General features: G+C 33.4%; 12 protein-coding genes and 1 pseudogene. 12 read left to right on the top strand and 1 reads right to left on the bottom strand.

Annotated elements, in window-relative coordinates; genetic code table 11:
* Nucleotides 1–74 precede the first annotated feature (74 nt).
* Nucleotides 75–830, bottom strand: a complete 756-nt coding sequence (locus ACVCZW_RS13005) for an SGNH/GDSL hydrolase family protein (RefSeq protein WP_452232606.1) — start codon at nucleotides 828–830, stop codon at nucleotides 75–77.
* Between the two features lie 149 nt (nucleotides 831–979).
* Between ACVCZW_RS13005 and bshC the strand changes: the two genes are divergently transcribed.
* The 12 genes and pseudogenes from bshC (at nucleotide 980) to ACVCZW_RS13065 (ending at nucleotide 16589) form a co-directional block, all read left to right on the top strand.
* Complete coding sequence (gene bshC, locus ACVCZW_RS13010; protein WP_452232607.1) at nucleotides 980–2581, top strand: bacillithiol biosynthesis cysteine-adding enzyme BshC; 1602 nt, start codon at nucleotides 980–982, stop codon at nucleotides 2579–2581.
* A 354-nt stretch (nucleotides 2582–2935) separates the two neighbouring features.
* The gene (guaA, locus tag ACVCZW_RS13015; protein ID WP_452228151.1) at nucleotides 2936–4471 is read left to right on the top strand and encodes a glutamine-hydrolyzing GMP synthase; all 1536 of its coding nucleotides are present in this window, start codon (nucleotides 2936–2938) and stop codon (nucleotides 4469–4471) included.
* Nucleotides 4472–4768: 297 nt separating this feature from the next.
* Complete coding sequence (locus tag ACVCZW_RS13020) at nucleotides 4769–6700, top strand: LysM peptidoglycan-binding domain-containing protein (protein ID WP_452228150.1); 1932 nt, start codon at nucleotides 4769–4771, stop codon at nucleotides 6698–6700.
* A 1-nt stretch (nucleotide 6701) separates the two neighbouring features.
* Nucleotides 6702–7247, top strand: a complete 546-nt coding sequence (locus ACVCZW_RS13025) for a DUF922 domain-containing protein (protein WP_452232608.1) — start codon at nucleotides 6702–6704, stop codon at nucleotides 7245–7247.
* 2 nt (nucleotides 7248–7249) lie between these two features.
* Entirely contained in the window at nucleotides 7250–7486 is a 237-nt protein-coding gene (locus ACVCZW_RS13030) for a DUF3820 family protein (protein WP_452228148.1), read from the top strand.
* A gap of 205 nt (nucleotides 7487–7691) precedes the next feature.
* A complete protein-coding gene (locus tag ACVCZW_RS13035) occupies nucleotides 7692–9308 on the top strand; it encodes a CTP synthase (RefSeq protein ID WP_452232609.1) in 1617 nt (538 codons plus the stop codon).
* A 102-nt stretch (nucleotides 9309–9410) separates the two neighbouring features.
* Nucleotides 9411–11309, top strand: coding sequence for a membrane protein insertase YidC (gene yidC / locus ACVCZW_RS13040; RefSeq protein ID WP_452228146.1), 1899 nt, complete (start codon nucleotides 9411–9413; stop codon nucleotides 11307–11309).
* 134 nt (nucleotides 11310–11443) lie between these two features.
* Nucleotides 11444–12142: a toxin-antitoxin system YwqK family antitoxin gene (locus ACVCZW_RS13045; protein WP_452228145.1), complete on the top strand. Its 699-nt coding sequence runs from the start codon at nucleotides 11444–11446 to the stop codon at nucleotides 12140–12142.
* A 337-nt stretch (nucleotides 12143–12479) separates the two neighbouring features.
* A complete protein-coding gene (gene mnmA / locus ACVCZW_RS13050) occupies nucleotides 12480–13667 on the top strand; it encodes a tRNA 2-thiouridine(34) synthase MnmA (protein ID WP_452232610.1) in 1188 nt (395 codons plus the stop codon).
* Nucleotides 13668–13896: 229 nt separating this feature from the next.
* Nucleotides 13897–14856, top strand: a pseudogene (locus ACVCZW_RS13055) (NAD(P)H-dependent flavin oxidoreductase); the annotation flags it as partial.
* Between the two features lie 133 nt (nucleotides 14857–14989).
* Nucleotides 14990–16375 carry an MATE family efflux transporter gene (locus ACVCZW_RS13060; RefSeq protein ID WP_452232611.1) on the top strand — a complete coding sequence of 462 codons (1386 nt, stop codon included), beginning with the start codon at nucleotides 14990–14992 and terminating at the stop codon, nucleotides 16373–16375.
* The gene (locus ACVCZW_RS13065; protein ID WP_452228141.1) at nucleotides 16362–16589 is read left to right on the top strand and encodes a hypothetical protein; all 228 of its coding nucleotides are present in this window, start codon (nucleotides 16362–16364) and stop codon (nucleotides 16587–16589) included. Before ACVCZW_RS13060 ends, ACVCZW_RS13065 begins: the two co-directional genes overlap by 14 nt.
* Nucleotides 16590–16749 lie beyond the last annotated feature (160 nt).

Raw genomic sequence — 16749 nt, forward strand, 5'->3', positions numbered from 1 at the left:
TCTATACATAAAATTGTGTTGCAATAGTTTTAATTTGTAATCACTGTTTTATAGAGTATCTGTATGGTGAATGGTTATTTTTCTAAATTCTCTACAATAGCTTCAAAGTATCTAGTTGCAATTTCTTTTGCTCCTAATTCGTTGTAATGTAAATTATCAGCCATATACGCATCGGTCCAATTACTAGACATATCTACTAGAATAACTTTAGAAGAATCATTGGTTTGCTCATTGGCAACAGTGGCTAGGTTTTCAATAAATAAATTATAGACAACAATACCTTCTGGTGTCATTACATTGGATCTTCCAGGTGCAATACGTTCTAAAAATATAGTAATATTCGCATTGCTGTTTTGTAAAATATCGATGGTTTGGTTGATGTTATCTATAACTTCTTCCACCGGAATATTTCTAACTAAATCATTTCCGCCAATACCTAATAAAACAACATCTGGAGTTCCTACATCTGCAATAACATCTTCTATGTTTTCTAAAAGATCTTCGCTTTTAAACCCGCCAATACCTTCATGATCGGGGTCAAAAGACTTTCCTAGTAATAAAGGATACGAAGTATTGTCATTTTGAGTACCAACATAATCAATGTTCCATTGGTTAGAAATCAAGTTTTTCCATAAATCATATCGGTAACTTACAGAATTGCGAGTAGCGCCTTCCACTCTAGAATCGCCTAAAGGCATTATGGTAATTGCATTAGTATTAACATTTTTTTGTATAAAAGTATTAGATTTTTCTTCATTTTTGTGACAGTCTTGAAAAACGAAGAATGTCGCTAAAAGAAGAAACGGGAAAAGAATAACAGTTTTTTTCATTAAAAATATTTTAAGGACTAATAGATTTAAGAGACTAAAGATAAGATATTTCCTTTTTATTATGATTTATTAGATTTAAAAGTGAAAATAAAATATCTGAAATTAAAGAATAAAACACTGTATCTTTACCTTAAATATTGAAGTTTACTATGCCAACAGAATGTATTGCTTTTAAAAAAACCAACTATTTCTCCTCTTTAATCTGTGATTATTTAGAGGAAAATAAGGAACTACAACCTTTTTATAATAATTTTCCGAAGCTAGAGAATTTTAAAAAGCAAATAGAAGAGAAAACAGCATCTGTTAAATCGGAGTCTAGAATTATTTTGTCGGAAGCCTTAAAAAAGCAATATGAGAACACGGAAGTTTCAGTGAAAACCCTTCAAAATATTGAAGACCTAAAACTAGATAATACCTTTACAATTACAACAGGACATCAATTAAACTTGTTTACAGGACCATTGTATTTCTTATTTAAAATTGTTTCTGTTATCAATCTAGCGGCGCAATTAAAACAAGAATATCCAGAGAGTAATTTTGTGCCAATCTACTGGATGGCAACCGAAGATCACGATTTTGAAGAAATTAATTATTTCAACTTCAAAGGAAAAAAAGTTCAGTGGAATAGAAATGCATCTGGAGCCGTTGGAGAACTTTCTACCGAAGGCTTAGATGATGTATTTGATGTTTTTACTAAAGAACTTGGTTCTGGGAAAAATGCAGAAACCTTAAGAGAACTATTTCAATCGGCATATTTAAAACATGATAATTTAGCAGATGCAACACTTTATTTAGCAAATGCTTTGTTTGCCGAATATGGTTTGGTAATTGTAGAAGCAAATACTAAAGATTTAAAACAATTATTTGTTCCTTATATCGAAGAGGAACTCTTAAATCAAACTTCTTTTAAAACGGTTTCGGAAACCAATAAACGACTTGAAGCATTATCCAGCGTTAGTAAAATTCAGGTAAACCCGAGAGAAATAAATTTATTCTACTTAAATAAAAACCTTAGAGAGCGAATCGTTTTTGAAGATGAAGCCTATAAAGTGCTGAATACAGATATTACGTGGAGTAAGAATGAGATACTAAAAGAAGTCTCAGACTTCCCGCAACGCTTTAGTCCTAATGTAATCATGCGGCCTTTATATCAAGAAGTAATTCTGCCAAACCTTTGTTATACAGGTGGTGGAGGTGAACTTGCATATTGGTTGCAATTAAAAGATTATTTTGAAGTCGTAAAAGTGCCTTTTCCAATGCTATTACTAAGAAATTCTGCTTTAATAAAAACCGAAAAGCAAGCGGGTAAATTAAGTAAACTTAACATATCTAATGAAGATTTATTTTTAAAACGAGATGCTTTTATTAATAAAAAAGTACGACAAATTTCTAATATCGATATCGATTTTTCTGAGCAATTAAAAGAATTGCAAGCGCAGTTTAAAGATTTATATACTTTAGCCGAACAAACAGATACCTCTTTTATAGGCGCAGTTGCAGCACAAGAAAAAAAGCAAATAAACGGATTGCAACACCTAGAGAAACGTTTGCTTACCGCACAAAAAAGGAAACTAAAAGATCAAGTAGAACGCATGACCGAACTGCAAAATGAGCTGTTTCCGAATGCGAGTTTACAAGAACGTAACACCAATTTCTCGGAACTGTATTTAGAATTCGGAGAGCAATTAGTGCCAAAATTAATAGAAGAGTTAAAACCGTTACAAGGCGATTTCACTATAATTACGATGTAGAAGAGGTTTGTAGTCGTAATTCTTTGTACAGAGTAAACGATTTTCCTTTTTACCTATTATTTCTTTCCATGTAGTTTTAATGTCACCTGGAGCGCAGTCGAAAGGTCTTTAGTGAGTAGCGATCCGTGTTCAGTGAACAGTCCGAGTTATCGATTTCAACTTAGCACCTTTACGCCTTCGAGAGGAATAGATTTCTCCGTGAATCTTAATAATCATTCACTTTTCTACGCTACGCCTTCGCGAGAACATCGTTTTTACCCATATTTTCAACTTCCAAAAAAACAAGTACCTAAAATTCTATTAAAAAAGTTTACGTATCGTTCCCGATTAAAAAATCAATTCCTATTTTTGCGCATGCAACACAACAAGGTACTTATATTAGATTTCGGATCGCAATACACACAACTAATTGCGCGTAGAGTTAGAGAGCTTAACATCTTATCCGAAATACATCCATTCAATAAAATTCCTGCAAACATAGAAGATTACAAAGCTGTAATCCTTTCTGGTAGTCCAAATTCTGTAAGAGGAGAAGACGTATTACACCCAGATTTATCTAAAATTAGAGGCCATAAACCTTTATTAACCGTTTGTTATGGCGCGCAATACTTAGCACATTTTTCTGGTGGTGAAGTAGCACCTTCAAACACTAGAGAATATGGTAGAGCTAACTTAAGTTTTGTAAAAGAAGACGAAGCATTTTTTAGCCAAATCTCTAAAGGAAGCCAAGTATGGATGAGCCATAGTGATACCATAAAAACCTTGCCAACAAACGGTGTGCTTTTAGCAAGTACGCACGATGTGGAAAATGCAGCATATAGAATTGAAGGCGAAAAAACATACGCGATACAATTCCATCCAGAAGTATATCACTCTACAGACGGAAAACAATTACTAGAAAATTTCTTAGTTCATATTGCAGGTTTGGACCAAGATTGGACACCAGATTCTTTTGTAGAAGAAAGCGTTCAAGCACTAAAAGATAAATTAAAAAACGATAAAGTAGTACTCGGTTTATCTGGAGGCGTAGATTCTTCCGTAGCTGCAATGTTACTGCATAAAGCCATTGGTGAAAACCTATATTGCATCTTTGTAAACAATGGTTTACTTCGTAAAAACGAATACGAAAGCGTATTAGAGCAATACAGCGGCATGGGCTTAAATGTAAAAGGAGTAGATGCTTCGGCACGCTTTTTGGATGCACTTGCAGGATTGAGTGATCCAGAATTAAAGCGTAAAGCAATTGGTCGTGTATTTATCGAAGTGTTTGATGACGAAGCACACCAAATAGAAGACGTAAAATGGCTAGCACAAGGAACCATTTATCCAGATGTTATAGAAAGTGTTTCTGCAACTGGCGGACCAAGTGCAACCATAAAAAGTCACCATAATGTAGGTGGTTTGCCAGACTTTATGAAGCTTAAAATTGTAGAACCACTAAAAGCATTATTTAAAGATGAAGTACGTCGTGTTGGTGCTTCTATGCAAATGGACAAGGCGCTTTTAGGTCGTCATCCATTTCCAGGACCAGGACTTGCCATCCGTATTTTGGGAGATATCACTCCAGAAAAAGTACGTATTTTGCAAGAAGTAGACGCGGTATTTATAGACAACCTAAGAAAATGGAATCTCTATGATAGCGTTTGGCAAGCAGGAGCAATCCTTCTTCCTGTAAATAGCGTTGGTGTAATGGGCGATGAGCGTACCTATGAGAAATGTGTCGCACTTCGAGCGGTCGAAAGTACCGATGGTATGACGGCAGATTGGGTAAATTTACCGTATGAATTTTTACAAAAAACCTCTAACGAGATAATAAATAAAGTAAAAGGCGTTAATAGAGTAGTGTACGATATTAGTAGTAAGCCACCAGCAACCATTGAGTGGGAATAACAAAACGTCACTTCGAGTGTTTTTTTGAGGCACGAAAAAATAGTATCGAGAAGTTGGGCGTTACTTTTTGCTCATACCTACAAGGTTTTTAAAACCTTGCAGGATCACAAAAAGTCAGGCTTTCCGCTTTATCTTTTGTAAAAAAAACAAAAGGATATCGCATCAATCCTTAACGCAAGCATACTTACTAATGTAAGTAAACAGTACAAAGTTTAGGACTGTTAATAAAGATAAGAATCAATAAAAAAGATACCTGCTAAGTTTATCTAGAGCAGCGTCGAAAGACAGGCATTTAATATGAAGAATTTAATATACATATTCAGTTTCGTTTTATTATTCAGCTGTGCAACAACAACACAAGCACAAAACTATAAAACACATAAAGTAAAATCCGGAGAAACTATTGAAGCTATTGCTAAACAATACCAGGTAACGCCGTATGAGATATATGCATTAAATCCAGATGCTAAAAAAGAATTAAAGAACAATGCGGTTCTAATTATTCCAAATTCTAAAATAGCAACGCCAGAAACCACAACGACAATTGTAAGAGAGTTTCAAAGTTTTAAAGAACATAAAGTAAAACGTAAAGAAACGCTGTACAGTTTATCTAAAAAATATAATGTAGAGCAAGCCGAAATTAAAAAACATAATCCGTCATTATATGCCAATAACCTGCGTAAAGGAGATCGAATAAAAATTCCAATATATAAAACTAAAACAGTAGTCGAAACGGTAAAAACAACTAAAGATTATGCGGTTTTACCAAAGGAAGGAAAATGGAGAATTGCGTATAAATTTGCGATTACAGTAGCGGAACTAGAAGCGCTAAACCCTAATATGTCTGCGACACTGGATGTTGGACAAATAATACAAGTGCCAAATCTAGAAAAAGAAGAGGTAAAACAAATTGACGAAAGATATTCGTACTATTCGGTGTTACCAAAAGAAGGTTTTTATAGATTAAAAATCAAATTAGGATTAGAGCAAGAAGAATTAGAAGCTTTAAACCCAATATTAAAAGAAACAGGATTAAAATCAGGAATGGTTTTAAAAATTCCTTTTTCTAGTGACATAACAGAAACAGGAGAATCTTTAGCGAATAGTACAACGGCTGCTGCTTCCAGTCTAGTTAGTAAAATTAGAAATTACGAAACTAAAAACATTGCAATCCTATTGCCTTTTAAATTAAATAGAGTGAATTCAGATTCTGTTTATGATGCTAAAAAGAAAATTGAAAACGATAACTTTTTAGGTACTTCCTTAGATTTTCATTCCGGAGTTTTAATGGCAGTAGATTCGCTTAAAAAATTAGGGATTTCTTTAAAAGTAGATGTATACGATACTAAAAATGAATTAAGCGAAGTTTCCAATTTATTAAGTACTAAAAATTTAGAAAATGCAGATGCGGTTATTGGTCCGTTAATAACTAAAAATTTCGAACGTGTAGCTTCCCATTTAAAAGGGAAAAATATTCCGGTAATTTCTCCTAATTTAAAGGATTTAAAATTATCAGAAAACGTATTTCAATCCATGCCTTCTTCCGCTTTATTAAAAACAAAAATGATTAGTTTTGTTAAGGCAGATAGTACAAAAAGTCATGTCATTATTATTGCAGACGCTAAAAATTCAGCAACTAGTAATGGGATAAAAAGAGAAGTTGGTACGGCATCACAAATACACTCTAGAAAAGATAAAGACGGGAAAGATTCATATTATGTTTTAGAAAGTGATATTGTTGGTAAATTAAAACCAGGAAAGAATATTATCTTTTTAGAAACCGAAAATTACACTTTTGTATCTAATGTGACTAGTATTTTAAACGCATTAAATAATGACGATACTAAAATTGTTTTAGCAACTACCAATATGAATGCTGCCTTTGAGCATGATGAAATTTCAAACTATCATTTATCAAACCTTAATTTTCATTTCCCAACCGTTTCTAAAACCTATAATGAAGATGATGATAATGGTTTTGCTAAAGCGTACAAGAAAAAATACGGAGCAACTCCAAATAAAACAGCAGTTAGAGGTTTCGATTTAATGATGGATGTGGTTTTACGTCTTTCGGCTTCCGATAATATGTATACTTCGGTAAATGAATTTCCACTAACGGAATACATAGAAAATAAATTCGCATATCATAAAAACCTTTTCGGAGGATATTATAACAATACGATTTACGTTGTAAAATATGAAGATTTAAAAATTGTAGAAGCAAAATAAAATGTTTTTAAGAATAGTCCTTATCTGTTTTTGTATAGGCACACTTCATAAAGAAGAGTCTACAATTGCTTGGAGCGAATCGTACCAACTTTCTTGGAGCGATTTTAAAGGACCTTCAAAAACAGATACAGATGCAGTAGCAACAACGGCTTCTGGTATAACGTTTAGCTATTCCATTAAAAAAACAAGAAAAAACGAAGTCGTAGGTTTTAAAACGAAAATATTCGCGCATTTTTATCCGGAGAAATCTTGGTATAAAGCAGAAATAGCGGATAGACATATTTTAGCGCATGAGCAATTTCATTTTAATATTACAGAGTTGTATGCTAGAAAGTTTAGACAACGCGTATCGCAATTAGAGGCATCACCTGCTTTAAATAAGCAATTAGATAAAATACATCAAGAGATTAATCAAGAGCTTTCTAATCTTCAAAAACTGTATGATGCAGAAACCGATTTTTCTAGAAATTACGAACTACAATCCCATTGGCAAAATCATATCGAAATCGAATTAGCCAAATTAGATACCTTTAAATCTAAACAATAGGCATGCAATTACAGCCAGATAGAGAATTCCTTGTAAAATTAGCACATACTAAAATGCCTTTTGGTAAGTATGAAGGTAGATATTTAATAGAATTACCAGAATATTACGTGGTTTGGTATCATAACAAAGGATTCCCAAAAGGGAAACTTGGTGAAATGCTAGAAACGGTGTATACCTTAAAATTAAATGGTTTAGAAAACCTAATTAGAAACATCCAGAAGAATTTTCCGAAGAAGTAGGTTTGTGTAGATGGATTGGAGGTTCGTTGCTGAGAAATCATTTCCATGGTTTTATACAATATCCAATGAAGTTTGGTTATTTCTCCAACAAAATCAAGTCCAAATATGCCCAAAACCGCGAAGAAATTCCTCTGAAAAATAAACTACCAAACCTGTAAATTTTCAAACTTAAAATTGTAAATTTGCTCGCGTTTAACAGCGCAACATGACAACTACAACAAAATACATATTTGTAACAGGAGGAGTAACATCTTCCCTTGGAAAAGGGATTATTGCTGCCTCTTTAGCTAAACTACTTCAAGGGCAAGGTTACAGAACTACTATTCAAAAATTAGATCCTTATATCAATGTAGATCCAGGAACGTTAAATCCGTATGAGCATGGCGAATGTTATGTTACAGATGATGGCGCAGAAACGGATTTAGATTTAGGACACTACGAACGTTTTTTAAACGTACCAACTAGTCAAGCAAACAACGTAACTACAGGACGTATTTACCAAAGTGTGATTGAAAAAGAACGTCGTGGCGAATTTTTAGGAAAAACGGTTCAAGTAATCCCGCACATTACCGACGAAATTAAAAACAGAATACAGATTCTTGGAAACTCTGGTGATTACGATGTGGTAATTACAGAAATAGGAGGAACTGTTGGGGATATAGAATCGCTTCCTTACATAGAAGCTGTGCGTCAATTAAAATGGGATTTAGGCGATAATAATGCGATAGTTATTCATTTAACATTAGTACCTTATTTATCGGCTGCTGGCGAATTGAAAACCAAACCGACCCAACATAGTGTGAAGACATTAATGGAAAGTGGTGTTATGGCAGACATTCTAGTTTGTAGAACAGAACACGAATTACCAGTGGAGTTACGCAAAAAACTTGCTAAATTTTGTAATGTAAGAGAAGAAGCGGTTATACAATCTATTGATGCTTCTACTATTTATGATGTACCAAATTTAATGCTAGAACAAGGCTTAGATAAAGTAGTTTTAAAGAAACTAGCTTTAGAAAGTCATACGCCAGACTTAACCCAATGGAATAAGTTTTTAACAAGACATAAAAATCCAAAAACCGAAGTTACTATTGGTTTAATTGGAAAGTATGTAGAATTACAGGATTCTTATAAATCTATTTTAGAATCTTTTATTCACGCTGGAGCGGAAAATGAAGTAAAAGTAAATATAGAGTCTATACATTCAGAGTATTTGAATGCCGATAATATAAAAATGAAGCTTTCCCATTTAGATGGTGTTTTGGTTGCACCAGGATTTGGAGAACGTGGTATTGATGGTAAAATTGCAGCTGTAAAATATGTACGTGAAAACAATATTCCTTTCTTCGGAATTTGTTTAGGTATGCAAATGGCAGTCATTGAATTTGCTAGAAACGTACTAAAGATTGAAGGTGCAAATTCCTTTGAAATGGATCCAGAAACTAAAAACCCTGTGATTAGTTTAATGGAAGAACAAAAAACCATTACAGATAAAGGTGGAACGATGCGTTTAGGTGCTTGGTCCTGCGATCTTAAAAAAGATAGCATTGTTGCTAAAGTCTATAAATCGGAAACCATTAAAGAAAGACATAGACATCGTTATGAGTTTAATAATGTGTATAAAGAACAAATTGAAGCAGCAGGAATGCTGGCAACAGGATTAAACCCAGAAACAGGTTTGGTAGAAATTGTAGAAATACCAGAACATCCTTGGTTTGTTGGTGTGCAATATCATCCAGAATATAAAAGTACGGTTTCAAATCCGCATCCTTTATTTGTCGCATTTGTAAAAGCAGCATTAAAACACAAAAAAAGTAAGTAAAGTGTCACTATGGCACAAATGTAAGATTGGTCATATTTTTGACTATTAAAACTTTTAGACCTGACAGGTTTTTGAAATCCGTCAGGTCTTAATTAATATAATATGGAAGAAAAAAAACTAGACATTAATTCAATAATAGGATTCATCCTAATATTCGGAATTTTGGTGTACATGATGTACATGAACCAGCCATCTGCGGAAGAACAGGAAGCGGAAGCAATTGCAAAACAAGAGCAACTTGAAGCAGAACAAAAAGCAGAAGTTCAAGACGATACTTTGGTTACCACTGCCGAAGATTTTTCTGTAGGAGCAGTTACAGATTCTACACAACTAGTAACATTAAAGAATAAATTAGGTGCTTTTGCTTATGCATCGACGCTAGCGTCTGCTACCAATAAAGAAACATTGGTAGAGAATGGTGTGCTAGCTTTAAAATTTAGTAATAAAGGTGGTTATCTTAGTGAGGTTAAATTAAAGAAGTTTGTAGATTACGATTCTGTTCCAATTTACTTGGTTAGAGATGGTAACACTGCTTTTAATATTAGTTTTAATACTTCAGATAATAGAAATTTAAATACACAAGATCTATTTTTTGAGCCAACAATTACGAAAAGCGGAGAAAACACCGTAGTTTCTATGAAGCTAAAAGTATCTCCAACACAATTTTTAGAATACAGATACGAGCTAATTCCTAATGATTATATGGTGAATTTCACTATTAGATCGCAAGGATTGAGTAGCATCGTAAATGGTACTCAAAAAATAAATTTAGATTGGAAACTGAAAACCTTCAGACACGATAAAAGTGTCGCTTATGAAAATAGATATACGCGTTTAACGTACCAACATGAAGAAGATAAAATTGACAAGTTAAGTCCTTCTGGAGATGATGAAGAAACGCTAGAAGATGTAAACTGGTTATCGTACAGACAGCACTTTTTTAGTTCTATATTGGTTTCCGATAAACCTTTAAAAGATGTAGTGATAACATCTAAAAACTTAGTTTTAGATGAAGAAATAGACACCGTTTCAACTAAAGTATTTACAACTAAAATACCATTAGAGTTACAAGCGGGAGAGTTTGCGCAACCTTTACGATTTTATTTCGGACCAACAGATAACAAGGTTCTTAAAAAGTACGATATTGGTTTAGATGATAGTATTCCTTTTGGATGGGGGATTTTTGGTTGGATTAACCGTTTCCTTTTTGTACCATTATTTAGCTTTTTAAGTGGGTTCTTGCCTTATGGAATAGCTATTGTTGTAATGACTGTTTTAATTAAACTGTTACTTTCATTTGTGCAGTACAAGCAATTTTTATCGCAAGCAAAGCTTAAAATTATTAAGCCAGAATTAGATGCAATAAAAGAAAAGTACAAAGACAACAAAATGAAAATCCAACAGGAAACAATGGCGTTGCAAACAAAAGCAGGAGCTAGTCCGTTAAGTGGGTGTTTACCAGCTTTAATACAGCTCCCTGTGTTTTATGCACTGTTTCAATTTTTTCCTTCTGCTTTCGATTTAAGACAAAAAAGTTTCCTTTGGGCAGATGATTTGTCTTCTTATGATGTGGTTGCAGACTTACCATTTCACATTCCTTTTTATGGAGATCACGTAAGTTTATTTCCAATATTAGCTTCTATCGCTATTTTCTTTTACATGAAAATGACAACAGGACAACAAATGGCTTCACAACCTACGCAAGAAGGGATGCCAGACATGCAGAAAATGATGAAGTATATGATTTACTTTTCACCAATAATGATGTTGTTTTTCTTTAATAATTATGCGTCAGGATTAAGTTTATATTACTTTATTTCTAATGTTATTAGTATAGGTATTATGCTTGTAATTAAGAATTACATTTTAGATGAAGATAAAATACATGCTAAAATTCAAATCAGTAAATCGAAGCCTAAAAAACAGGGTAAATTTGCTAAAAAGATGTCGCAAATGATGGAAGAAGCAGAAAAACAAAAGCAATCTAAAAATAAGAAGTAATATAAACTTCTAATAAAATAAGAAAGCTGCTATTTGTTTTAAAACTTTGGCAGCTTTTTTGCTATAATCATTTAGTGATTGGGTTGTTGTTGTTGTTCTAACAATTTTAATTACATACTAACGTTATTTTAAATATGAAAAATATACTATTCCTTTTTGGTTTTTTACTTTCTATTTTAGCTACTGCACAAGATGTAAATCAATTAGATGCGGAAGGTAAAAGACATGGAGTTTGGAAAAAGAATTTCGAAGACACCGACGTTTTACGTTACCAAGGGGAATTTTCTCATGGTAAAGAAATTGGTGTTTTTAAGTTTTATAAGAAAGTAAATGGGAAAGCTGTTTTGGCTGCCAATAAGCAATTCCATACAGATAGTGATATTGCGCAAGTTTCCTTTTATGCTTCTTCAGGAAAATTGATTAGTGAAGGGCAAATGAATGGTAAATTATACGTTGGTACTTGGACGTACTATCAAAATAAAACCAAAAGCATTCTAAGTAAAGATACCTATAATGATAAAGGCGAATTACATGGTGCGCGTTTAGTGTACTATGATGATGGTGTTTTAGCTCAAAAAGAATCCTATGTAAACGGAAAACTTCACGGTCCTTCTACTTGGTATACAGAAAAAAGTATTGTGGTAAAAGAGTATGTTTATGATACAGGAGAATTACATGGTCCAGCAAGGTTTTTTGATAAAACCGGCGTTATGGTTTTACAAGGACAATACCAAAGAGATAGAAAACATGGTGTCTGGAAATACTACGAAAATGGTACATTGGTAAAGGAGAAAGATTTTACGAGAAAGAGTAACAATCCATATAAAAGATAATTACAAATAGGTGTAAAATATAAGCTCCTTACTTGCGTAAGGAGCTTTTTTTTAGGTAGTCTTTTTTTTAATGAATAAGCTATTAATCAATCTAAATGAAAGGGGATACCTAAATTATGATACGAAATTAATATTTTTTATAGTTTCTAGTTAATAATAACTTGTTTTTTCGACTAACGGCATGTTATTTTAACAAAGCATTATAATTTAAGATAATTCAATTTTTTTTATTCGTAATTTTGAAGCAGGAAAATAAACCATTGGAAACCGTTGTTTTTAAGGGGTGTTTTTTTTGATGAATTACATCTGACCCTAAAATAAAATATAAAGAAAACAGATGAAAAGAGTAATAGTAGGACTTTCAGGAGGAGTAGATTCAAGCGTTGCTGCTTATTTATTAAAAGAGCAAGGTTATGAAGTAATAGGCTTGTTTATGAAAAACTGGCACGATGATACGGTAACCATTTCTAATGAATGTCCGTGGTTAGACGATAGTAATGATGCCATGCTTGTTGCAGATAAATTAGGTATTCCTTTTCAATCCGTAGATTTAAGTGTGCAATACAAAGAGCGCATTGTAGACTACATGTTTAAAGAATATGAAAAAGGAAGAACGCCAAACCCAGATGTACTTTGTAATAGAGAGATCAAGTTTGATGTGTTTATGAAAATAGCTTTAGAACTTGGTGCAGATTATGTCGCAACTGGGCATTATTGCAGAAAAGGAACTATAACAAATAATGGAAAAGAAACCTTTCAATTACTTGCTGGAGCAGATGATAATAAAGATCAATCGTATTTTTTGTGTCAGTTGTCACAAGATCAATTAGCAAAAGCATTATTTCCTATAGGCGAATTAAAAAAACCAGAAGTAAGAGAAATTGCTGCAAAATTAGATTTAATTACTGCAGATAAAAAAGACTCTCAAGGTCTATGTTTTATAGGTAAAGTACGTCTTCCAGATTTCTTACAACAACAATTAAAACCTAAAGAAGGTGTTATTGTAGAAATACCAGAAAGCAATGCATCTTTTCATAGAGAAGTACCTTCTTTTTCTAATAAGAAAGAGGAATTAGTATACTTATCGGAAAAAGCAGATTTTAAAGTCGCAGATGGTAAAGCTGTAGGGAAACATCAAGGAGCACATTATTTTACTAAAGGACAACGGAAAGGTCTCGCTGTTGGTGGTACCGTAGAACCTCTGTTTGTTATTGATACAGATGTTAATGACAATGTAATTTACACCGGACAAGGAAAAAATCATCCAGGTTTATATAAAAGAGCACTTTTTGTGTCTAATGAAGAAATTCATTGGGTACGTGAAGATTTAGCACTTCAAGTAGATGAAACTATGGAAGTGTTGGCACGAATTCGATATCGTCAAGAGTTACAAAAAGCGACCTTATATCAAGTAGATTCTGGAATGTATGTAGAATTTGAAGCACCGCAATCTGCCATTCAAGAAGGACAGTTTGTAGCTTGGCATCATGGAGATGAGCTTTTAGGTTCTGGAGTTATTTCGTAATACTTATCCTTGCGAAGATAAAAATGGAAGTGATTTGTAAATATTATGTTCTAATTATTTCGGTTTTTAAGATGCACAATTATTATTAATTACATTTTAAAGGCATTGTCAGTTCGAGTGAAATTGTTTTTACAATTTTGTATCGAGAACATTTCTATTGCCCAAGTGTAATCAAATTCTTAAATTACCATCTTTAAACTCACTGTCATGCTGAACGTAGTCGAAGCATCTTAGTAAATACAGAAAAATGCAAAATAGAATCACACAGTTATTCAAAATAAAACACCCAATTATTCAAGCAGGAATGATCTGGAATTCTGGATGGAAACTGGCATCAGCAGCTAGTAATGCTGGAATTTTAGGATTAATAGGAGCAGGAAGTATGTATCCAGATGTGTTAAGAGAACATATTCGGAAATGTAAAAAAGCAACCGATAAACCTTTTGGTGTTAACGTTCCAATGTTATATCCTAACGTGGAAGAAATCATGAATATTATTGTAGAAGAAGATGTCCAGATTGTATTCACCTCTGCAGGTAACCCTAAAACGTGGACCAAATGGTTACAAGAAAAAGGAATAACGGTTGTACATGTTGTTAGTAGTGTAAAATTTGCCTTGAAAGCACAAGAAGCAGGAGTAGATGCAATAGTTGCCGAAGGTTTTGAAGCTGGAGGACATAATGGTAGAGATGAAACAACAACGCTTACCTTAATTCCAATGGTGAAAGAACATTTACAAATACCGCTAATAGCAGCGGGAGGAATTGCAACCGGACAAGCCATGTTAGCAGCAATGATTTTAGGAGCAGATGGGGTTCAAGTTGGGAGTCGATTTGTTGCTAGCGAAGAAAGCTCAGCACACCAAGCATTTAAAAAAGTGGTTGTAGATGCTAAGGAAGGCGATACACAACTTACATTAAAAGAATTAGCGCCAGTTCGATTGATTAAAAATAAGTTTTATAATCAACTTCAAGAATTGTATAAAACGTCTCCAACACCAGAACAACTAAAAGAATTATTAGGACGAGCAAGAGCAAAACGAGGTATGTTTGAAGGCGATTTGGAAGATGGCGAATTAGAAATCGGACAAATAGCAGGATTGATTCACGATATTAAACCTACAGCACAAATTGTTGCAGATATGCTATTGGAATTTGAGGAAGCTAAGCAAAAAATCGCTGCATTATAATTAAAATTTAATTCGTAAATCATAAAACGAAGCACTACTTTTGCCAAATGATTTATTCCTATTGCGATAGCTTATTTTTATTTTGAAATATAACGCAAAAGGTATTTAATTTTTTTAAAAAACCTACCGTTAAATGGTGCTTAGTGATTACACAAAAGAATTTAAATACAACTGGAAACTAGCAGCACCCGTAATGTTGGGTATGCTTGGTCATACCTTTGTACAGTTTGTAGATAATATTATGGTTGGCCAAATGGGTACTGCAGAATTAGCGGCGGTTTCTCTTGGGAATAGTTTTGTATTTATAGCCATGTCTTTAGGAATTGGTTTTTCTACAGCAATAACTCCTTTGGTTGCAGAAGCAGATACCGCAAATGATTTTAAACAAGGAAAATCGGCTTTCAAGCACGGTCTGTTTTTGTGTACGGTTTTAGGACTTTCCCTATTTTTTATGCTGTATTTAGCCAAACCACTTATGTATCTTATGAAGCAACCTCTTGAGGTTGTGGAGCTAGCAATACCTTATTTAAACCTAGTAGCTTTTTCGTTAGTACCGTTAATTATATTTCAAGCTTTTAAGCAGTTTAGTGACGGTTTGTCCATGACGCGTTACCCAATGTATGCAACTATTTTAGCAAATGTGATCAATGTGGTTTTAAACTACTTGTTTATTTTTGGGAAATTTGGTTTTCCAGAACTTGGTATTATTGGTGCGGCGTATGGTACTTTAGCTTCGCGTATTGTAATGGTTATTTACTTATGGTGGCTGTTAAAAGGAAAAGAGAAGTCTAAAAACTATGTCACTAATATTAAGTTTTTTGTGCTAGAAAGTAGCATGTTAAAAAAACTAATGGGTTTGGGAGCGCCTAGTGCTATGCAAATGTTTTTTGAGGTTGCCATATTTACAGCAGCTATTTGGTTAAGTGGTTTGTTAGGAAAAAATCCGCAAGCAGCAAACCAGATTGCATTGAATTTAAGTTCGATGACCTTTATGATTGCAATGGGATTAAGCGTTGCGTCTATGGTGCGAGTTGGTAATCAAAAAGGACTACAGAACTATGTGGAGTTACGAAGAATTGCTTTCTCCTTATTTTTACTAGGAATCCTTTTTGCAACTTGTTTTGCCTTACTGTTTTTTGCGTTTCATGACCAACTACCTAAATTGTATGTAGATTTGGATGATGCGAAAAACTTTGTAGATAATACAGAAGTAGTTGCCATAGCATCCAAACTAATGCTTGCTGCAGCCATTTTTCAAATAAGTGATAGTATTCAAGTTGTCGTTCTTGGTGCCTTACGTGGTTTGCAAGATGTGAAGATACCAACGATTATTACGTTTATTTCCTATTGGCTAATAGGTTTTCCTATCAGCTGGTTTTTAGGAAAAGAAGAAGCTTATGCTAGTTTTGGTATTTGGTTAGGTTTACTTGCAGGACTAACAACAGCATCTATATTATTGTATATTCGTTTTAACTATTTGACTAAAAAATTAATTAAATCAAAACATGGAACTACCTAAATTTATACTTGGCGACAATACGGATTATCCGAATGCAATCTTTGTAATACATACCGAATTTCCAATGTTTATTATCAACTTGGAAGATGATGAAGTAGAATGGTTAGAAGATTTTGATCAACACGATCAAAAAGAATTGGAATTAGAAACCGAAAATTTAATAGTAGAAGCAACTGCTTTCTACGATAGAGAAGTAGCGCGTTACGACGAGTAATTGCGTTAAGGATTGCAGTGAAAATCCTTTTTTATTTTTTTTAAAAAAGATTGTAACGTAAAGCCTGACTTTTTGCGATCCTGCAAGATTGGTACTACATTTGTTTTTGGTATCTACAGGTAGCAGGCAAGAGCAAAAAGAAACGCCCAAAAAATAGAAA

It is taken from the genome of Lacinutrix sp. MEBiC02595 (assembly GCF_053601555.1).

Coding starts and splice junctions, on each gene's coding strand:
- ACVCZW_RS13005 (WP_452232606.1), bottom strand. CDS start 830: ATGAAAAAAACTGTTATTCTTTTCCCGTTTCTTCTTTTAGCGACATTC.
- bshC (WP_452232607.1), top strand. CDS start 980: ATGCCAACAGAATGTATTGCTTTTAAAAAAACCAACTATTTCTCCTCT.
- guaA (WP_452228151.1), top strand. CDS start 2,936: ATGCAACACAACAAGGTACTTATATTAGATTTCGGATCGCAATACACA.
- ACVCZW_RS13020 (WP_452228150.1), top strand. CDS start 4,769: ATGAAGAATTTAATATACATATTCAGTTTCGTTTTATTATTCAGCTGT.
- ACVCZW_RS13025 (WP_452232608.1), top strand. CDS start 6,702: ATGTTTTTAAGAATAGTCCTTATCTGTTTTTGTATAGGCACACTTCAT.
- ACVCZW_RS13030 (WP_452228148.1), top strand. CDS start 7,250: ATGCAATTACAGCCAGATAGAGAATTCCTTGTAAAATTAGCACATACT.
- ACVCZW_RS13035 (WP_452232609.1), top strand. CDS start 7,692: ATGACAACTACAACAAAATACATATTTGTAACAGGAGGAGTAACATCT.
- yidC (WP_452228146.1), top strand. CDS start 9,411: ATGGAAGAAAAAAAACTAGACATTAATTCAATAATAGGATTCATCCTA.
- ACVCZW_RS13045 (WP_452228145.1), top strand. CDS start 11,444: ATGAAAAATATACTATTCCTTTTTGGTTTTTTACTTTCTATTTTAGCT.
- mnmA (WP_452232610.1), top strand. CDS start 12,480: ATGAAAAGAGTAATAGTAGGACTTTCAGGAGGAGTAGATTCAAGCGTT.
- ACVCZW_RS13060 (WP_452232611.1), top strand. CDS start 14,990: ATGGTGCTTAGTGATTACACAAAAGAATTTAAATACAACTGGAAACTA.
- ACVCZW_RS13065 (WP_452228141.1), top strand. CDS start 16,362: ATGGAACTACCTAAATTTATACTTGGCGACAATACGGATTATCCGAAT.